The organism is Roseobacter sinensis (assembly GCF_025755255.1).
Lineage (GTDB): Bacteria > Pseudomonadota > Alphaproteobacteria > Rhodobacterales > Rhodobacteraceae > Roseobacter > Roseobacter sinensis.
This window is the reverse complement of sequence record NZ_JALIEB010000038.1, coordinates 1-17,002: the sequence shown is the minus strand read 5'-3', so window position 1 is coordinate 17,002 and position 17,002 is coordinate 1. Positions and strand designations below refer to the sequence as shown.

Below are 17,002 nucleotides of genomic sequence, written 5' to 3'. Positions count from 1 at the left end.
GGCGGCGCGCGAAGCGCGCCGCCCCGCCCCCCCGGCTTTGGCGTTGCGCCTAGTTGTAGACGCGCTCCTGGACCTTATCGAGGCGAGCCAGGATGTCGTCGAGGTTGTCCGGGAAGACCATGAATTCCTGCAAACCCTGCATGGCTTCTGCGGCCATCTCGGCAGGGAAGTCGCGGTCGAAGAACTGCGCCACGCCGCCGGGGCTGTTCTCGGACAGCATGGTGAAACCTTCGTCCAGGAACTTGTCGTCATCCACGGAGGAGCCTGCGTTCACAGGCAGCTGGCCGAGGTTCGCGCCGTTGTTGATCTCGGTCTGAACATTGGCCGAGACCACAAAGCGCAGGAATTCGCGGGCGTTGTCCTTGTTCTGCGCATTGGCGGGAATGTGGAAGGTGTCGGTCGGCGCGTCTTCGGCCAGAGCCACGCCTTCGGTGATCGCCGGGAACTGGTAGAAGTCCAGTTTGCTGTCATCCAAGCCCGCTTCGCGCAGCGGTGCGACAGCGAAGTTGCCTTTCAGGATCGCGGCGGCCTCACCGTTCACGATGAAGGGCAGCGATTCCTGCCAGCTGTAGTTCTGGTGGTTGTCGACGAAGGCGCCCATGTCGATCAGCTCACGCCAGTTGGCAAAGGTCTCGCGGACGCGCTCGTCTGTCCATTTCACCTCGCCATTGGCCAATTCCATATGGAAATCAAAGCCATGGGTCCGCATGTTCAGGTAGTCGAACCAGCCGCCCGCGGTCCAGAGGAACTTGGTGCCGATGGTGTAGCACTTCCGGCCTGAATCCAGGATCGCCTGGCAGTTGGACTTCATCTCCTCGAAGGTCGCAGGCTCGCTCAGCCCCAACTCGTCATAGATGTCTTTGCGGTAGTAAATGCCCCACTGATAATAGGTATAGGGCACGCCCCACTGCTTGCCGTCGATGGTCATCGCGCCCTTGGTGGAGGCGAGGTTCTCGGCAATCTCCGGCTCGGCCCAGAGGTCCGAGACATCCTCAAAAAGACCGGCGGAGACATAAGGCGTCATCCGGTTCGCCGCATACCAAGTCGCTACATCTGGCGCATCCGCGGTCAGGAAGTTGCGGATCTGCGTCTTGTAAGCCTCGCGGTCGATCACCGTGGTTTCGATGTTCAGGTCCGGATGCAGCTCCTGAAAATCGGCGATCATCGCTTCCATGGTCGCACGCGGCGCCGGGTTCGATGTGTCGAGGAAAATCTTCAGATCTCCCGTCAGCTCGGCCGTCGCAGCGCCGGCCAGCATGGTGGAGCCCGCCAATGCCATAAGCATTGTCTTGGTGGTGAAACGCATGGTGTCCTCCCTCGGGTACGTGCGTATATGTCCTCCGCGGTTCCGCATAATGAGTTTCATTATTTGAAACCAAGTTTTATATATTGAAAACTACAGCGCAATCTGCTTAGCCTGTCAACAGTGTTCTTCGGGAAACTGAAGCCGCAGCGCGGCCTGCACGGAGGCGGAAAAGCGCGCAAACCCCCGGTTTGCAATGAATTTTCCGAAACGCAGGTGGTTCGCGCATCACGGGAGGAGGCCTATGTCCGGCGACGGCACGGTTGGCAAAGCACTGGACGTTCTGGATCAGGTGGCCGCGCACGGCCAGCCGGTGCGCTTTGCGACGCTGCTCTCCGAGTGCGAATTTCCCAAGGCGACGCTCTATCGTTTCCTGCAGACGCTGACCTCGCAGGGCATGTTGGAGTATGACCCAGACCGCCAGACCTACGCGCTGGGCGTGCGCCTTGTGCGGCTCGCCCATGCGGCCTGGACGCAAAGCTCGCTGGCGCCCCTCGCGCGCCCCTTCCTCGACCAGCTCAGTGCCGAGACCGGGCAGACGGTGCATCTGGCCCAGCTCGACAACGCGCAGGTGCTCTATGTGGACAAGCGTAACGCGGCCCAGCCGGTCGAGATGTTTTCGGACGCGGGCAAGGTCGGCCCCGCCTATTGCACCGGCGTGGGCAAGGCGATGCTCGCCTTCCTGCCCGAGCACCATCTGAGCCGCGTGATCGCACAGCAAAGCTTCCACCGCTTCACCGAGCACACCTACACAACGCCCGACGCGCTTTGCGCGGAACTCGCGGCGATCCGCACCCGCGGCTACGCCTTCGACCGAGAGGAGCACGAGCCGGGCATCATCTGCATTGCCCATCCGATTCTCACCGCCACCGGCCGGGTGCTGGGCGCGATGTCGATCACCGGCTCGCTGCAGGCTACCGATCTTGAGCAACTGGAAAGCTGGGCCCCGCGCCTTCAGCGCACGGCGGATGCCATCGCGCAGGAGGCACAAACCTGGCGCTTTCCCGATACCCACCTTCAACACACGGGGACCTAAGACCATGACAGGCGTGACACTGAACCAGGCCATCAAACGCTACGGCGATGTGCAGGTGATCCACGGGATCGACCTGCAGATCGAGGATGGCGAGTTCTGCGTTTTCGTAGGCCCCTCGGGCTGCGGCAAGTCCACGCTCTTGCGCATGATCGCGGGGCTGGAGGAGACCAGCGACGGCAAGATCGCCATCGGCACGCGCGATGTGACCCGGATGGACCCGTCCGAGCGCGGCGTGGCCATGGTGTTCCAGACCTATGCGCTCTACCCGCATATGAGCGTGGAAGAAAACATGGGCTTCGGCCTCAAGATGAACGGGGTGCCCAAGGGCGAGATCAAGGAGAAGGTGCAAAAGGCCTCCGACATCCTTAAGCTCGACCAATACCTCGACCGCAAGCCAAAGGCGCTCTCCGGTGGCCAGCGCCAGCGCGTCGCCATCGGCCGCGCCATCGTGCGGGGCCCCGAGGTCTTCCTCTTCGACGAGCCTCTCTCCAACCTCGACGCCGAGCTGCGCGTCGAGATGCGGGTCGAGATCGCCCGTCTGCACAAGGAAATCGGCGCCACGATGATCTACGTGACCCACGATCAGGTCGAGGCGATGACGCTCGCCGACAAGATCGTCGTGCTGCGTCTTGGCAACATCGAGCAGGTGGGCGCGCCGCTGGAGCTCTACCGCGACCCGGACAACAAGTTCGTGGCCGGTTTCATCGGCTCGCCCGCAATGAACTTCCTCGCTGGCACGGTGGCCGAGGGCGGCATCGAGGTGCCCGGGCTCGGCCGCACGGTGGCGGTGGAGGCCAACCTGCCCGCCGCGGGCACGTCGGTGATCGTCGGCATCCGGCCCGAGCACATCGAGGTCCAGATGGGGCAGGGGGCGCTGAAGGCCGAGCTCTCCGAGGCCCTGGGCGGTGTGAGCTACCTGCATCTCGACACGCCGACCGGCGAGCGGATCATCGTCGAAGAACGCGGCGATGAGCGCGCCAATGAAGGCGACACGGTCGATATCAGTTTCGAGACCCGCCGCGTCTATGTCTTCGACGCGAAGACGGAACAGCGCATCCGCTGATCCAACGGCAAGACCGACGCCCCCGGATCACATCTTGTTCAGGGCGTCAGGTTTTCAGCATCACCGACCTTACCGCCGGTGTGCCGGGTCCTACATCCCCAAGGCACCGGCCGCTGAGCCCCAACCCATGAGAGGAACATCATGAAATCTGTGCTGAACTTTGCCTTGTCCATTTCCGCAATCGCCGCCGCCTCGTCGCTGGTCGCCGCCGAGGCCACCGACGAGACCATCGCGGCGCAACGCGCGGCGCTGGCGGAGGCCACCGAGGGTGCAGGGTTCGGTCCGCAGTCGCCGCGCGATCTCGGCACGCTCACGGGCGAGAACGACCGAGTCTTTGCCACCGCGCCGGCGCATACCGCGATGAACCTCTGCAACATCCATTTCCACGAGAACGCCGAGCACAGGGGCGGCCAGTTCACGACCTACGCCGGCAATGGCGATGGCAAGGGGGCCGGCACCGGCTTTCGCTATGACGGCACGCTGACCGAGGCGGAGCTGGCGCCCTATGACAACATCGTGGGGTCAGGCAAATACGGCGATCTGCAGCCTGGCGACACGATCGAGGTTCACTACGTTCACACCACCGCGCTGGTGGAGCCGGGGCCGACGCTCGGCTCCTGCCTCAGCGAGGCCATCGTGAACCCACAGCTGCGCGTCGAAGCGCAGGTCTTCGTGCTTGTGAACGACGACAGCGCCAGCGATTTCGTCGAATTGACCGCACATGAGGTGATCAACGGGTTGCACCAGGCGCCCGGCATTCCGACCGACACCGGCACGCCGATCCTCTACCCGGGCTCCACCACCGGCCCCAGCTTCAACGCGGCAGGCTCGCCGCTGCAGGTCACCTGGAGCGTCCGTCCCGATGTCGCCAAGGTGTCGATCCAATCCGTTGAAACCTGGCTGGCGGACAACATCTTTGACCAAACCGCCGCACATGGGGTGCGCAATCTGGTGACCAACCCGGCGCTGCTCTCGCCGATCACCGAAACTGGCGGATAATGCCTGGCAGCTGAGGTTGGGATGGCGGCCAAGGGTCATCCGAACCTCAGGTGCGCGGTCACATCGTCTTTGAGACAGCCATCGGGCCAGCGCTGGCGCACGCCCGCGACATGGGGCGGGCATGCAGGCGCAGGTGTTTCGGTCAGCGCGCGCGGCGACGGCTCTCGCGCCGGGCAGCGCCGAGAGCCAACAGGCCGCTGCCCAGCAAAAGGATGCCGGCCGGCAATGGCACGATCTCGGGGCGCGGACCAACCGGCGGCGGCCCGATCACACCCCTCACATCGGAGCGCACGTTGTCGACCCCGACGCCGCCGGGATCGCTGTTGAGGATCGTCACCCCGGCGATGCTCTTGGAGGTGTCATCGGTCGCAAAGCCCAGCATCAACGTCCCGAAGAGTGGGTTAGTGGTGATCTCGGTCAGCAGGCTGCCGTCACGTCCGAAGAACTGCAGCGTGGCGGTCCCGCCATCCCCGCCGATCAGATCGAACCCGAACTCTGATTGGTCGAAGTCGAAGAGCACCGAGATCACGCCTTCTCCAATCGCATTGGCTGTTGGAAAGCCGAGCGGCCCAAGCCCGGCAATTGACGTATTGCCGAAGTTGCCGTCGCCACCATCCACGGCGAGGATGTTCTGGTTGGCCGCATCGTCAAAGAGGGCAAGCGGGCCGCTGGGGCTGCCGGAGACGGTGTCGAAGAAACCGGAGACGCCGATGGTCTGCCCGACGAAGCCTGCACTGAACTGAACGGTGCCCGATTCAAACTCGCCGTCGTAGTTGACCGTCGCGCCCAGACCGAGGTTGAGGTCCTCGAAGTCGACGACGGCTGTTCCGCTCAAGGTTGCAGGGTCCACCAATGTCACCGTGGCCGCATGGCCCCAGCTCGACAGGCAGGACAGGGCGCAGCCCAACAGAATGTGGGTTCGGTAGGTCATTCGAAATCTCCCAATTCGAAAATGTATTCAATCTATCCGTGCGATCGAGCGTTGGCCGCGGCGGGTTGGCCTGTCAATGGCCCAATCCGATTTACAGGTGTGGATCGTCTTTGCGGCACCAGTCTGCCGGGTATTTGGGCAAGCTTATAGGTTGTCATGCGGAGATCGGCCTGGGCATCTGGTTCAAGCTTAAAATATTTGTTCTTGAAATAAATTCGACACCAGCCTAGCCTTTCATCAATGAGACAAGCGATCCGGTCCTGATTTGTGGGCGCCTGTGCATCTGCCCGATGGACAAATCCGCCTGTGATGTCACAGTCGGGCCGCATCATATCCAAGAGGGCACGCCAAGAGGCCCTGCATAACCGGGAGAGTATTATGCAACTGAAATCATTGATCCTCGCCGCAGGTCTGGCGGCAGTGGCCAGCGCCGGGCTGGCGGATGGGCATGGCGGCAAAGTCAAGGTCGGCATGATCACCACGCTGTCGGGCGGTGGTGCGGGCCTCGGCATCGACGTGCGTGATGGCTTCATGCTGGCCGCCAAACTGGCCGGGAATGAGAACCTCGAGGTCGTGATCGAGGATGACCAGCGCAAGCCGGAGATCGCGGTGCAGCTGGCCGACAAGATGATCCAGTCCGAGAAGGTGGACATCATGACCGGCATCATCTGGTCGAACCTCGCCATGGCCGTGGTGCCGGCGGCGACCGCGCAGGGCAAGTTCTACATCTCGCCCAACGCCGGCCCCAGCCAGCTTGCGGGCAAGGGCTGTCACCCGCTCTATTTCAACGTCGCCTGGCAGAACGACAACCTGCACGAAGCCGCAGGCGCCTATGCCAATGATGCGGGCTATTCCAACAGCTTCATCCTCGCGCCGAATTACCCTGCTGGGCAAGACGCGCTGACAGGCTACAAGCGGACCTACGGCGGTGAGCTTGCCGGCGAGATCTACACGAAGCTCGGCCAGACCGACTATGCCGCCGAGATCGCGCAGATCCGCGCTTCCGGGGCGGATAGCGTCTTCTTCTTCCTGCCCGGCGGCATGGGAATTTCCTTCCTCAAGCAATACGCAGGATCGGGCGTGGACATCCCCGTCGTGGGCCCCGCCTTCAGCTTTGATCAGGGCATCTTGCAGGCGGTCGGTGAAGCGGCCCTGGGCGTGAAGAACACAAGCCAGTGGAACAAGGACCTCGACGTGCCGGCCAATGCCACCTTTGTCGAAGCCTTTCAGGCCGAATACGGACGTCTGCCGTCGCTCTATGCGAGCCAGGGTTATGACGCGGCGAACCTGATCCTGAGCGCGATGGCAAAAGCCGATGTGAAAGACGCCGACGCCTTCCGCGCGGCCCTCGCAGCGGCCGAGTTCGACTCGGTGCGTGGCGACTTCAAGTTCGGCACCAACCAGCACCCGGTGCAGGATTACTACGTGCGTGAGGTGATCAAGGAAGGGGATGTTTTCACCAACAAGATCATCGGTGCGAGCCTGGAAGACCACGTGGACGCCTACGCCGCCGAGTGCAGCTACTGAGCAATGCTGCAAGCTTGCCTGAACGGGAATGCCCAAGGGGTCGGCGTGCCGGTGACGCCTGCCGACCTCGCTGCCGATGCGGCGGCGGCCTTTGCGCTTGGGTTGCGGCACGCCCATCTGCATCCCCGGGATGCAGAAGGCGCCGAAACGCTGCAACCGGCCTTCACCGATACCACTCTCGCCGCCTGCCGTGCAGCGGCTCCGGACATGGCCCTTGGCATGGGAACCGGGGCCTGGATCGCGCCGGGACCGGCGGGACGCTTGGCCGATCTAGAGGGGTGGCGCAGGTTGCCGGACTATGTGTCCGTCAATCTCAATGAGCCCGATGCGCCGGAGGTGATGGCGCTGATGGCTGATCGCAGAATTGGCGTGGAGGCCGGACTTTGGAGCGATGCCGATGCAATGCGGTTTTGCGCGCTGGATCTGCCGCCGCAAACGCGCATCTTGATCGAAATGCCCGACACAGACGATGTCGATCCGGAGATTGACCGGATCCAGGCACGCCTTAGCGCAGCGGGGCGGACGGAGCCCGTTTTGCTGCACGGTCAAGGGACGAGCGCCTGGCCGTGCCTGCGGCGTGCGGCCCGCGAAGGGCACTCCTCTCGCATCGGCTTCGAGGACTGCGATCATCTTCCCGACGGCACGCCCGCCCCCGACAATGCAGCCCTGATCGCCGCGGCGGCGGGGATTTTTCGAGACGCAGGGCGCCCCCTGGCATGAGCACGCTGCTGCTGATCGAACAGGTCCTGAACGGCCTGCAGTTCGGCGTCATGCTGTTCCTGATGGCCGCCGGGCTGACGCTGATCTTCGGGGTGATGGGGCTGATCAACCTCGCCCATGGCTCGCTCTACATGGTAGGCGCCTTTGCGGCCGCCGCCGTGGCAGGCGCGACCGGCTCCTTCCTGCTGGCGCTGATCGCGAGCCTCGCGGCAGCCGCCGCCGCCGGTGCGATCATCGAACTGGTGGTCATCCGGCGGCTCTACGACCGCGACCATCTCGATCAGGTGCTCGCCACCTTTGCGCTGATCCTGATCTTCTCCGAAGGCACGCGCTGGATCTTTGGCTCTTTCCCGCTTTTTCTCGATATCCCCGCGGCGCTCGCGGGCCCGGTCACGCTGCCCGGCGGCATCCAGTATCCGGCCTACCGGCTGCTGATCATCGGGATCGGGTTGGTGATTGCGCTGGGCCTCTTCCAGCTGATCGCCCGGACGCGCATCGGCATCCAGATCCGCGCAGGCGAGAGCGACCGCGAGATGATCGCAGCGCTCGGCGTCGATATCTCGCGCCTATACACCATCGTCTTCGCCCTTGGTGCTGCGCTCGCAGGGCTCGCAGGCGCGCTGGTCGGCGCGCTGCAATCGGTGCAGGTCGGGATGGGCGAGCCGGTGCTGATCCTCGCCTTCGTGGTCATCGTGATCGGCGGCATCGGCTCGATCAAGGGCGCGCTGGTGGGGGCCTTGCTGGTGGGGATGACCGATACGCTGGGCAAGGTCCTTCTGCCCGGCCTCTTCGGCGCGTTCATGGAGCCTGCCGCCGCGACCGCTGTGGGCTCTTCTCTGGCGTCCATGGCGATTTACATCCTTATGGCCGCGGTGCTGCTCTTCCGCCCCACTGGCCTCTATGGGAGCGCCTGAGATGAGCCGCGCGCGCGCCGTCAACCTCCTGCTCTTCGCCATGCTGCCTGTCACTGCCCTGGTGGCGCTTGCGCTTGATGAGCCCTTCATCATCACGCTGGCCACCAAGGCCGCGATCCTCGCGCTTGCGGGCGTGGGGCTCAATATCGCGCTCGGCTTGGGTGGTCTGGTCAGCCTCGGGCACGCCGCCTTCTTCGGCCTCGGCGGCTACGCCATGGGCATCCTCGCCCACCACGCCCAGACCTTCACGCCGCTGATGGAGGCGCCGTTCCTCATCGAAGGCACCAAATCCATGCCCGTGATCTGGCTGACCGCCGCTATCATCGGTGCCATCGCCGCCCTGTTGATCGGCGCGCTCTCCCTGCGGACCTCCGGCGTCTACTTCATCATGATCACGCTCGCCTTCGGCCAGATGCTTTACTATTTCGCGATCAGCTGGCCGGCCTATGGCGGCGAGGACGGCCTGTCGATCTATGTGCGCAACGGCTTCCCGGGCCTGAACACGCTGGACCCGATCCAGTTCTTCGCCATCGTCTTCACTCTCCTCGCGGTCGTGCTGTTCCTCGCGGGCCGCCTCGCGGCCGCTCCCTTCGGGCTGGCGCTCGCCGCCGCCCGGCAGAACCCCGAACGGGTCGAGACCGTGGGCCTCTCGCCCTACCGCCTGCGCCTTCTGGCCTTCGTGATCTCCGGCGCCATCACGGCGCTCGCGGGCACACTCTTCGCGGACCTCAACCGCTTCGTCAGCCCCACGATGCTCAGCTGGCACATGTCGGGCGAGATCATGATCTTCGTGATCCTCGGCGGCGTGGGGCGGCTCTATGGACCGGTCGCAGGCGCCGCCCTCTTCATCCTGCTCGAACATATCCTCGGCGGGCTCTCGGACTTCTGGCACGTCTACCTCGGGCTGCTCCTGCTCCTCGTCGTGCTCTTCGCCCGCGGCGGCATGATCGGCGCGCTGGCAGGCCGTGAGGTCGCGCATGACTGAGCCGCTCTTGCAGATCGAGGGCTTGCACAAATCCTTCGGCGCGCTGAAGGCGACCGACGATGTGTCGCTCATGCTCGTGCCGGGCGAAATCCACGCGCTGATCGGCCCCAACGGCGCGGGCAAATCCACCCTGATCAAGCAGATCGCCGGCGGCCTCGCGCCCGACGCAGGCACCATCCGCTTCGCTGGTGAAGACATCACCGCGCTGCCCACACCCGCCCGCGCGCGCGCCGGGTTGGGCCGCACCTTCCAGATCTCCTCGCTCGCGATGGAGTATACCGTGCTGCAGAACGCGGTGCTGGGCGCCGTGGGCCAACGCGGCAGCGTCTGGCGCTTCTTCAAGCCGGTGATGGGGGACACCGAGCTGCGCGCCACCGCGATGGCGGCGCTGGAGCGCGTCGGCCTCGCCGATCACGCCACCACCCGCACCGCCGAGCTCAGCCACGGCCAGCGCCGCCTGCTCGAAGTCGCCGTGGCGCTCACCCTGAAACCCCGCGCGTTCCTGATGGACGAGCCCATGGCAGGCCTCGGCGCCAGTGGCTCAAAACGGCTCACCGGCTTTCTCGACGGGCTGCGCCGCGAGGCGCCGATCCTGCTGGTGGAACACGACATGGACGCGGTCTTCGCGCTCGCCGACCGCATCTCGGTGCTGGTCTACGGCAAGGTGATCGCCACCGGCACAGGCGACGAGATCCGCGCCAACCCCCAGGTGCGCGAGGCCTATCTGGGCGAGGAGGACGCGGCATGAGCTTCCTCACGCTGGAGGGCATCGAGGCTTTCTATGGTCCCAGCCAGGCGCTCTTCGGCGTCGACCTGCAGCTCAACGAAGGGGAGGTCTGCGCGCTCATGGGGCGCAACGGCATGGGCAAATCCTCGACCATCAAGGTGATCTGCCGCTTGCTCAGACACAGCGCCGGGCAGGTGCAGTTTGATGGAAAGGACATGGCCGCTTTGCCGCCCCACAAGGCTGCGCAGGCCGGGCTGGGGCTCGTGCCCGAAGGCCGGCGCTGTTTCCCCAACCTGACGGTGCAAGAGAACCTCATCGCCGCCGCCCGGCCCGGCCCTTGGGATGTGAGTGCGGTCACCCGGCTTTTCCCCCGCCTCGCGGAGCGGCGCGACCAATCCGCCGCCTCGCTCTCGGGCGGTGAGCAGCAGATGCTGAGCCTCGGTCGCGCGCTGATGACCAACCCACGCTTGTTGTTGCTCGACGAGGCGACCGAGGGGCTCGCGCCGGTGGTGCGGCAGGAGATCTGGGCCGCGATCCGGCAACTGAAGGCGGAGACCGGTATGGCCATCCTGCTGGTGGATAAGTCTCTGGCCGAGCTGCGGCAGGTGGCGGATCATGCGGTGATCCTCGAGCGCGGCAGCAACGTGTGGTCCGGTGCGATGACCGCGCTCACGGCGGAGGTCGCCGACCGCTATCTCGGCGTCTGAGCGCAGTTGTGACCAGTGGCGCAGCGAGCGCCCTCCCACCCATCGAGGGTGGTCGGTCGCTGCCCGGCCTTGCCGGGCGGGCGCGGGTCAGCTCCGAACCGCCTGCAGGGTTTGGGTGAGCGCAAAGAGGCCGGCGGCGAGGCTGACGATCGTTGGCCCTGTGGGGGTGTCGAGCACGAAGGATACCGTGAGCCCGCCAAGCGCCGAACTCGCGCCGATCCCCATGGCGACCAAGGCCATGCTCTCGGGCGCGCGGGCCAGCGGACGCGCAGCCGCCGCCGGGATGATCAACAGGGCCGCGATCAGCAGCGCACCCACCACCTTGATCGCCACCGCGACCGTGATCGCGAGCGCCAAAGTGAGGATCAGCTCTTCGCGACGCGGGTCGACCCCGCTGGCCCGCGCCATGTCCGGGCTCAGCGTCGCCGAGAGCAGCGCCGACCAGCGCCAACCCACAAGCGCCAGCACGGCTGCGGCGCCGGTCCAGATCACCACCAGATCCCATTTGGAGACGGCGAGAATATCGCCGACGAGGTAACTCATCAGATCGATCCTGACGGAGGGCAGGAAGGAGACCGCGACCAGCCCCAACGCCAGGGCCGCATGGGCCAGCACGCCCAACAGCGCATCGCTGCCCAGGCCGCGCCCGGTCAGGCGGTTCAGCAGCAGCGCCATCCCAAGCGCGGCGAGCAAGACGCCACCGAAAAGCGGCAGGTCGGTGGCGAGCGCCAGGGCCACGCCGAGGAGCGCTGCGTGACTGGTCGCATCTCCGAAATAGGCCATGCGCCGCCAGACCACGAAGCAGCCCAACGGAGCTGCCGCGACCGCCACACCGAGCCCGGCCAGCGCCGCGCGCACCAGAAAGTCGTCCAGCATCTACTCCGCGGCCTCATGCACGTGATCGTGGTCGCACTCGGGCCCATGCTGGTGCTGGTGCCGGTAAAGCGCCAGCGCGCCTTGCGTGCCCGTGCCGAAGAGCGCGCGGTATTCCGGCGCGCTCGCCACCACCTCCGGCGTGCCTTCGCAGCAGATATGCCCGTTAAGGCAGAGCACCCGGTCGGATGCTGCCATGACCACATGCAGATCGTGGCTGACCATCAGCACGGCGCAGCCCGTCCGGGCGCGCACTGCTTCGATCTGCCGGTAGAAGCTCGCCGCGCCCGGCTGGTCGAGACTTTGCGTCGCCTCGTCGAGGATCAGCAGTTCCGGATCGCTGAGAAGGGCCCGCGCCAGCAGCACCCGCTGGAACTGCCCGCCGGAGAGCGATACCATCTGTTGCCCGCCCAGATCGGGTACGCCCGCGTCCTGTAGCGCGGTCCGGACGGCGGATCGCCCGATCCGCTGCGGCAGCCCGAGAAACCGCGCCACGGTCAGCGGCAGGGTGGGGTCGATCACGAGGTTCTGCGGCACATAGCCGACGCGCAGCCCGGGTTTACGGGTCACGGCGCCACGCAGCGGCGCCAGCGCCCCGATGAGCGCGCGCAGAAGGCTCGACTTGCCGGACCCGTTGGGGCCGACGATGGTGACGATCTCGCCGGAGGCCAGGGTCAGGTTGACATCGCGCAGAACGGTCTTCCCCTGATAGGCCAGCACGAGATCGCGGGCTTCCAGCAGCGTGGTCATGGGGCCGGCCCCTGACAGGCAGGGCAGAGCCCCTGGGCTTCCACCACCGTGCGCTCGATGTGAAAGCCCGCTGCGGCCGCCGCCTCGCCCAGGCGCCCCGAGGTCAGCGCCGTATCGGCCTCCGCCACGGCCCTGCACCCGCGGCAGATCAGGAAGGCCGGCGTATGCTCTGCGCCTGAATGCACGCAGGCCACATAGGCGTTGAGCGCCTCGATCTTGTGCGCGAGCCCCGCCTTGACCAGAAAGTCCAGCGCCCGATACGCCACGGGCGGTTGCGAACCGAGGCCGTCTTCGGCCAACTGGGCGAGCAGATCATAGGCCCCCAGCGCCCGGTGCTCGCGCAGCAGGATCTCCAGCGCACGCTGCCGCACCGGCGTGAAGTTCAGCCCTTCGGCCGCGCAATGCGCCTCGGCGTGGGCCATCATCTCGGCGACGCAGGCGGTGTGGTCATGGGCGCAAAATCCGATTGCGGCCATTGTCCATCTCCAATCGTATTCGGGATTGATATGTTATAACATCCCTGTTAGCAGAGCCTCGGTATTGAAACAAGGGTCCTCATTATGCGCGTATTTCCTGCCTGTCTTGCACTCCTGTCCTCTCCCGCGCTCGCCGAGGCGCCGCAGGTCGTTACCGACATTGCGCCGATCCACAGCCTTGTCGCACAGGTGATGGAGGGCGTGGGTGCGCCCGACGTGATCCTGCCGCCCGGCGCATCGCCCCATGCCTACGCGATGCGGCCCTCCGAGGCGCGGGCGCTGTCGCAAGCCGATCTTGTGGTCTGGGTTGGCCCGATGCTCAGCCCTTGGCTTGAGGAGTCGATCGAGACATTGGCACCCCAAGCCGAACATCTCTCCCTGATGGAGATGCCGGGCGTTCAGACCCTCGCCTTCCGCAGTGGGGAGATGTTCGTGGATGCGCATGACCATGGCAGTCACGATGATCATGGCGCGGCGCATGAGGCCAAAGATGACCACGGGCATGATGACGATCACGAGCACGCCGAGACGGCGCACGATGATCACGTGGACCATGCGCATGACGACCATGAAGATCACGCGGACACGGGTCATGACGACCATGACGCCCACGGCCATGCCCATGCCGGTGGGGTGGATCCGCACATCTGGCTCGATCCGCAGAACGCCATTGCGATCCTGAGCGGTGTGGCCGACGCCCTGAGCCGGCAGGACCCCGAGAATGCCGCCACCTACAGCGCCAATGCTGCCACCGCGGCCGCCGGCATCACGGCGCTGCAGGAGCGGATCGCGACCCAGCTTGCACCGCTGTCGGGCCGTCCCTTCGTGGTGGCGCACGACGCCTACCACTACTTCGAGGCGCGCTTCGGGCTCGAGGCGGCCGCGGCGATCAGCCTTGCCGACGATGCGGCCGCGCAGCCCGGTCATCTTGCCGAGGTGCGCGAGACTGTCGCCACGGTAGGCGCGCGTTGCGCGCTGGTCGAGCCAGGGACGCAGGAGGGGCTGGTCGAGGCGGTCTTCGCCGGAAGCGAGACCAAGCTTGGTCTCGTCGATGCCACGGCAGCGCAAATCGGTTTGGGATCAGAGCTCTATGGGGCGTTGCTCACCCAGACCGCAGACGCGATTGCGGCCTGTCTCGGCGACTGATCCCCACAGCACGAAAAAGGCCCCGCGGGGGGATTGCGGGGCCTTGGTGGTTTGAAATGGCCTTAACTATGTCGTCCGCGACACCCCGACCCGATGGATCGGGGTGCGCTCTGGTCTGTCTCAGACGGCGATCTTGCCGCCGCCTTCTTTGGTCACGACCACGACCGATGGACGCGGCGGCATCGCGGGGTCGAAATCGGGCCAGCGGGTGGCTGGGTCTTCGAAGGTCGAGTCGCGCTCGAAACCCTTGAAGTCCTTGGTGCCATCCGTGCCGGGGTGCTGCACGGCGAGGAACAGGGTCTCGCTGTCCGGGGTGAAGTAGGGCCCGCACAGCTCGCCTCCGACCGGGCAGCGGAAGAAGAGCTTCGAATGCCCGCGCAGCTCGCCCGCGGTTTCCAGCGAATAGAGCCCGTCGGACTTGCCCGTCTTGCCCCAGTTCGAGCCCTGGTCGGTCGAGATCCAAAGACGACCGTCGGCGTCGATGGCGCAGTTGTCGGGCGAGCCGAACCAGCCGCTTTCGGACGTCTCCGGGTTCCACTGCGCGCCCACCTCCTCGATGGTGGGATCGCCGCATTTCACCAGAATCGACCAGGTGCCGGTGGTCGCTGCGTGATCCTCACCGTCTTCCTTGATCTCGATGATATGGCCGAAGGCGCTCTCGGCCCGCGGGTTGGCCGCATTCACCTGATCGGCGGTCCGTCGGGTGTTGTTGGTGAGCATGACATAAGCGGTGCCGTTGGGGCCGGGGTTCGCATCCTCCGGGCGGTCCATCGGGGTCGCACCCAGCAGGTCCGCGGCCAGCCGCGTGTCGATCATCACGTCGCCCTGATCGTTGAAGCCGTTCTCGGCGGTCAGCGGGCCCTCGCCGTGCACCAGCGGCATCCAGGTGACGGTGCCGTCCTCGTCGAACCGCGCCACATAGAGCGTCCCGTCCGACATCAGCGAGCTGCCGAAGACGCTGTTCTCTTCCGTGACGTCTTCGGTCGAGACGTATTTGTAGAGATAGTCGAAGCGGTTGTCGTCGCCGGAATAGATCACCAGCTTGCCGCTTGAGGAAATGGTGGTCTCCGCACCCTCGTGGCGGAAGCGCCCCATGGCGGTGTGCTTGATCGGCTTGGCATCGGGGTTGCGCGGGTCGACCTCGACGATCCAGCCGTATTTGTTCGGCATGTTCGGCTCTTTGTCGATGTTCCAGCGGTCGTGGAACTTGCCCCAGGCGTACCAGCCGCCCGGCACGCCGTAACGCTTCATGCTTGTGGCTTCAGGCTGGGCCGACACGTCCGGCTTGCCTTCGGCGTCGACCACATCGGTCCAGAAGTAGCCGTGGAAGTTCTCTTCCGCCATCAGGTAGGTGCCCCAGGGCGTCATGCCGCCGGCGCAGTTGTTGATGGTGCCGATCACGGCGGTCCCGGTCGGATCGTCATTGGTCTTCATCCGCTCATGGCCTGCGGCGGGCCCGCCCATGACCATCTCGGTGTTGAAGGGCGTGATGCGGCGGTTGTAGTCACTGTCGCGGACCAGTGCCCAAGTGCCGTCGTCGCCCTGCGCGATCTCCACGACCGAGCCGCCGTGCGCGGCCATCTCGATCTCGACCAGTTCTTTCGTCATCCCGGTGAAGCCGTCGCGATCCTGGCGGCCGAGGCCGGGGAACATGACCTCTTCGTTGGTGTATTCATGGTTCACGCAGAGCAGGCCGCGCGTGCCCTCTTCGTTCAGCGCCGTGAAGCCCACGTAGTCGTTGTTGTAGCCGAACTGTTTCAACTGCGCCTCGACCGTCTGGTTCATCACGTCGAATTCGGGTGCGTCTGCCGTGATCGGGTCGCCCCAGCGCAGCAGGATGTCGGCGTTGTAGCCCTCCGCAATGTGATGCTTTTCATCGTTGCCCCAGGCGAGTTCGTCGAACTTGTAGCGGCTGGCGCTCGCGGCGGCCGCCGCCTGCTTGGGCGCAACCATCGCCGACGTCCCGAAGAGCGCGGTTGTCGCAGCCACACCCAATGCGCCTTTCAGCAGATCGCGGCGGCCGTAGCGGGCGTTGATCACATCGCCGATCGTGCGGCTCAGGTTCGGGTTCGTTGGGATGTCGTCAAAGGCCTCGAAGGCTTCCGCCTTGTTGCCATACTCGGGGTCGTTGATGATGTCTTTGCGGTCCATGTGCTTCCTCTGTCGGTGGCTTTGCTTGTTGGCGGCGGCACCGAATCTGATGCCGCGCGCAGTCTTGTTCGATCTGCCCGGCGCTTGTAACGCCCTTATGACGGATCACTGCTGTTTTTGAGGTCCCCGGCGAAAAGGTTAACAACAACCCGCGCGCGAAATCAACCGATGCGGGTGAGCAGGGCCGGGATCTGTTTTCTGAACGGGAAGAAGCCCTTTGTCGCGTGGGGCCAGGCTGCAGAGTCATAGCTGCGGCGCAGGCGATGCAGTGGGGGCGCATCGGGCAGACGCCCGAGCTGGTCGAGGACGGCGGCGGCGGGGCCGACGGGGGCGTATGCTGTCACGATCTGCGCAAGCCCGGCCTCGCGGGCCCACGCCGCGATCTGATGTGCCGTGGCGAGGTCGGGCGTTGTCGGACCAAGGCGCGCCTGCCAGCGTGTGGCGGCCTCCGCTTGAGCGGCGCGTCGAAAACCGGCCACATGGGGCGCCGGTCGGAGTGGGCCGATCTCCTCCACCGGCGCCAGCAGCCCGGTTGCAGCGACCTCAATGCGGTCGAGCACAAAGCCGGGGCTGAGATCCTCTTCGTGCAGCAGAAGACCGGTGCGCAGGTGCGGTTGCGGGTCCGTTTCCTCCGGCAGGAGCCGGGGGGCGGGGGGCGGCTGGCCGGGTATGGCGCCGCCATACCCGGCCAGCC

Annotated in this window: 16 protein-coding genes and 1 pseudogene; 10 read left to right on the top strand and 7 right to left on the bottom strand. The window is 65.4% G+C overall.

Annotated elements, in window-relative coordinates; translation table 11 throughout:
• Window positions 1-49 precede the first annotated feature (49 nt).
• Window positions 50-1,306 (bottom strand): ABC transporter substrate-binding protein, encoded by a 1,257-nt coding sequence (locus MUB52_RS23220; protein ID WP_404818273.1) that lies wholly within the window; start codon window positions 1,304-1,306, stop codon window positions 50-52.
• 241 nt (window positions 1,307-1,547) lie between these two features.
• On the opposite strand from MUB52_RS23220, the gene MUB52_RS23215 reads away from it, so the two are divergent.
• The 3 genes from MUB52_RS23215 to MUB52_RS23205 all read left to right on the top strand — a co-directional run bounded on the left by MUB52_RS23215 (window position 1,548) and on the right by MUB52_RS23205 (window position 4,401).
• A complete protein-coding gene (locus tag MUB52_RS23215; RefSeq protein ID WP_263846541.1) occupies window positions 1,548-2,339 on the top strand; it encodes an IclR family transcriptional regulator in 792 nt (263 codons plus the stop codon).
• 4 nt (window positions 2,340-2,343) lie between these two features.
• Window positions 2,344-3,402 (top strand): ABC transporter ATP-binding protein, encoded by a 1,059-nt coding sequence (locus tag MUB52_RS23210; protein ID WP_263846540.1) that lies wholly within the window; start codon window positions 2,344-2,346, stop codon window positions 3,400-3,402.
• 141 nt (window positions 3,403-3,543) lie between these two features.
• Window positions 3,544-4,401 (top strand): delta-class carbonic anhydrase, encoded by an 858-nt coding sequence (locus tag MUB52_RS23205; protein WP_263846539.1) that lies wholly within the window; start codon window positions 3,544-3,546, stop codon window positions 4,399-4,401.
• A 142-nt stretch (window positions 4,402-4,543) separates the two neighbouring features.
• Here the strand turns inward: MUB52_RS23205 and MUB52_RS23200 are convergent, their stop codons facing one another.
• Window positions 4,544-5,332, bottom strand: a complete 789-nt coding sequence (locus MUB52_RS23200) for a hypothetical protein (protein ID WP_263846538.1) — start codon at window positions 5,330-5,332, stop codon at window positions 4,544-4,546.
• A gap of 378 nt (window positions 5,333-5,710) precedes the next feature.
• Between MUB52_RS23200 and MUB52_RS23195 the strand changes: the two genes are divergently transcribed.
• From MUB52_RS23195 to MUB52_RS23170, 6 genes are read left to right on the top strand one after another with little or no spacing between them, the layout of a single operon-like run.
• Entirely contained in the window at window positions 5,711-6,859 is a 1,149-nt protein-coding gene (locus MUB52_RS23195; protein ID WP_263846537.1) for an ABC transporter substrate-binding protein, read from the top strand.
• A 3-nt stretch (window positions 6,860-6,862) separates the two neighbouring features.
• Window positions 6,863-7,579: a 3-keto-5-aminohexanoate cleavage protein gene (locus MUB52_RS23190; RefSeq protein WP_263846536.1), complete on the top strand. Its 717-nt coding sequence runs from the start codon at window positions 6,863-6,865 to the stop codon at window positions 7,577-7,579.
• A complete protein-coding gene (locus tag MUB52_RS23185; RefSeq protein WP_263846535.1) occupies window positions 7,576-8,493 on the top strand; it encodes a branched-chain amino acid ABC transporter permease in 918 nt (305 codons plus the stop codon). The genes MUB52_RS23190 and MUB52_RS23185 overlap by 4 nt, the downstream gene beginning before the upstream one ends.
• Before the next feature lie 40 nt (window positions 8,494-8,533).
• On the top strand, window positions 8,534-9,478 hold the full coding sequence (locus MUB52_RS23180) for a branched-chain amino acid ABC transporter permease (protein ID WP_404818274.1): 945 nt from the start codon (window positions 8,534-8,536) through the stop codon (window positions 9,476-9,478).
• Window positions 9,471-10,226 carry an ABC transporter ATP-binding protein gene (locus MUB52_RS23175; RefSeq protein ID WP_263846533.1) on the top strand — a complete coding sequence of 252 codons (756 nt, stop codon included), beginning with the start codon at window positions 9,471-9,473 and terminating at the stop codon, window positions 10,224-10,226. The genes MUB52_RS23180 and MUB52_RS23175 overlap by 8 nt, the downstream gene beginning before the upstream one ends.
• Window positions 10,223-10,912, top strand: coding sequence for an ABC transporter ATP-binding protein (locus MUB52_RS23170; RefSeq protein ID WP_263846532.1), 690 nt, complete (start codon window positions 10,223-10,225; stop codon window positions 10,910-10,912). Before MUB52_RS23175 ends, MUB52_RS23170 begins: the two co-directional genes overlap by 4 nt.
• An 87-nt stretch (window positions 10,913-10,999) precedes the next feature.
• Here MUB52_RS23170 and MUB52_RS23165 read toward each other — a convergent pair whose 3' ends face one another.
• From MUB52_RS23165 to MUB52_RS23155, 3 genes are read right to left on the bottom strand one after another with little or no spacing between them, the layout of a single operon-like run.
• Window positions 11,000-11,788, bottom strand: coding sequence for a metal ABC transporter permease (locus tag MUB52_RS23165; RefSeq protein WP_263846531.1), 789 nt, complete (start codon window positions 11,786-11,788; stop codon window positions 11,000-11,002).
• Entirely contained in the window at window positions 11,789-12,535 is a 747-nt protein-coding gene (locus MUB52_RS23160; protein WP_263846530.1) for an ATP-binding cassette domain-containing protein, read from the bottom strand. It lies immediately after the preceding gene.
• Window positions 12,532-13,011, bottom strand: coding sequence for a helix-turn-helix domain-containing protein (locus tag MUB52_RS23155; protein ID WP_263846529.1), 480 nt, complete (start codon window positions 13,009-13,011; stop codon window positions 12,532-12,534). Before MUB52_RS23155 ends, MUB52_RS23160 begins: the two co-directional genes overlap by 4 nt.
• An 84-nt stretch (window positions 13,012-13,095) precedes the next feature.
• On the opposite strand from MUB52_RS23155, the gene MUB52_RS23150 reads away from it, so the two are divergent.
• The gene (locus MUB52_RS23150) at window positions 13,096-14,157 is read left to right on the top strand and encodes a zinc ABC transporter substrate-binding protein (RefSeq protein ID WP_263846528.1); all 1,062 of its coding nucleotides are present in this window, start codon (window positions 13,096-13,098) and stop codon (window positions 14,155-14,157) included.
• A 120-nt stretch (window positions 14,158-14,277) separates the two neighbouring features.
• Here MUB52_RS23150 and MUB52_RS23145 read toward each other — a convergent pair whose 3' ends face one another.
• A complete protein-coding gene (locus MUB52_RS23145; protein ID WP_263846527.1) occupies window positions 14,278-16,308 on the bottom strand; it encodes a PhoX family protein in 2,031 nt (676 codons plus the stop codon).
• Between the two features lie 161 nt (window positions 16,309-16,469).
• Window positions 16,470-17,002: pseudogene (locus MUB52_RS23140) on the bottom strand (FAD-binding domain-containing protein); the annotation flags it as partial.

Bases quoted from the DNA above. Each gene is read 5' to 3' on its own strand.
- MUB52_RS23145 (WP_263846527.1), bottom strand. From the start codon at position 16,308: ATGGACCGCAAAGACATCATCAACGACCCCGAGTATGGCAACAAGGCG.
- MUB52_RS23205 (WP_263846539.1), top strand. From the start codon at position 3,544: ATGAAATCTGTGCTGAACTTTGCCTTGTCCATTTCCGCAATCGCCGCC.
- MUB52_RS23180 (WP_404818274.1), top strand. From the start codon at position 8,534: ATGCTGCCTGTCACTGCCCTGGTGGCGCTTGCGCTTGATGAGCCCTTC.
- MUB52_RS23210 (WP_263846540.1), top strand. From the start codon at position 2,344: ATGACAGGCGTGACACTGAACCAGGCCATCAAACGCTACGGCGATGTG.
- MUB52_RS23185 (WP_263846535.1), top strand. From the start codon at position 7,576: ATGAGCACGCTGCTGCTGATCGAACAGGTCCTGAACGGCCTGCAGTTC.
- MUB52_RS23170 (WP_263846532.1), top strand. From the start codon at position 10,223: ATGAGCTTCCTCACGCTGGAGGGCATCGAGGCTTTCTATGGTCCCAGC.
- MUB52_RS23190 (WP_263846536.1), top strand. From the start codon at position 6,863: ATGCTGCAAGCTTGCCTGAACGGGAATGCCCAAGGGGTCGGCGTGCCG.
- MUB52_RS23195 (WP_263846537.1), top strand. From the start codon at position 5,711: ATGCAACTGAAATCATTGATCCTCGCCGCAGGTCTGGCGGCAGTGGCC.
- MUB52_RS23215 (WP_263846541.1), top strand. From the start codon at position 1,548: ATGTCCGGCGACGGCACGGTTGGCAAAGCACTGGACGTTCTGGATCAG.
- MUB52_RS23200 (WP_263846538.1), bottom strand. From the start codon at position 5,332: ATGACCTACCGAACCCACATTCTGTTGGGCTGCGCCCTGTCCTGCCTG.
- MUB52_RS23220 (WP_404818273.1), bottom strand. From the start codon at position 1,306: ATGCGTTTCACCACCAAGACAATGCTTATGGCATTGGCGGGCTCCACC.
- MUB52_RS23155 (WP_263846529.1), bottom strand. From the start codon at position 13,011: ATGGCCGCAATCGGATTTTGCGCCCATGACCACACCGCCTGCGTCGCC.
- MUB52_RS23160 (WP_263846530.1), bottom strand. From the start codon at position 12,535: ATGACCACGCTGCTGGAAGCCCGCGATCTCGTGCTGGCCTATCAGGGG.
- MUB52_RS23165 (WP_263846531.1), bottom strand. From the start codon at position 11,788: ATGCTGGACGACTTTCTGGTGCGCGCGGCGCTGGCCGGGCTCGGTGTG.
- MUB52_RS23150 (WP_263846528.1), top strand. From the start codon at position 13,096: ATGCGCGTATTTCCTGCCTGTCTTGCACTCCTGTCCTCTCCCGCGCTC.
- MUB52_RS23175 (WP_263846533.1), top strand. From the start codon at position 9,471: ATGACTGAGCCGCTCTTGCAGATCGAGGGCTTGCACAAATCCTTCGGC.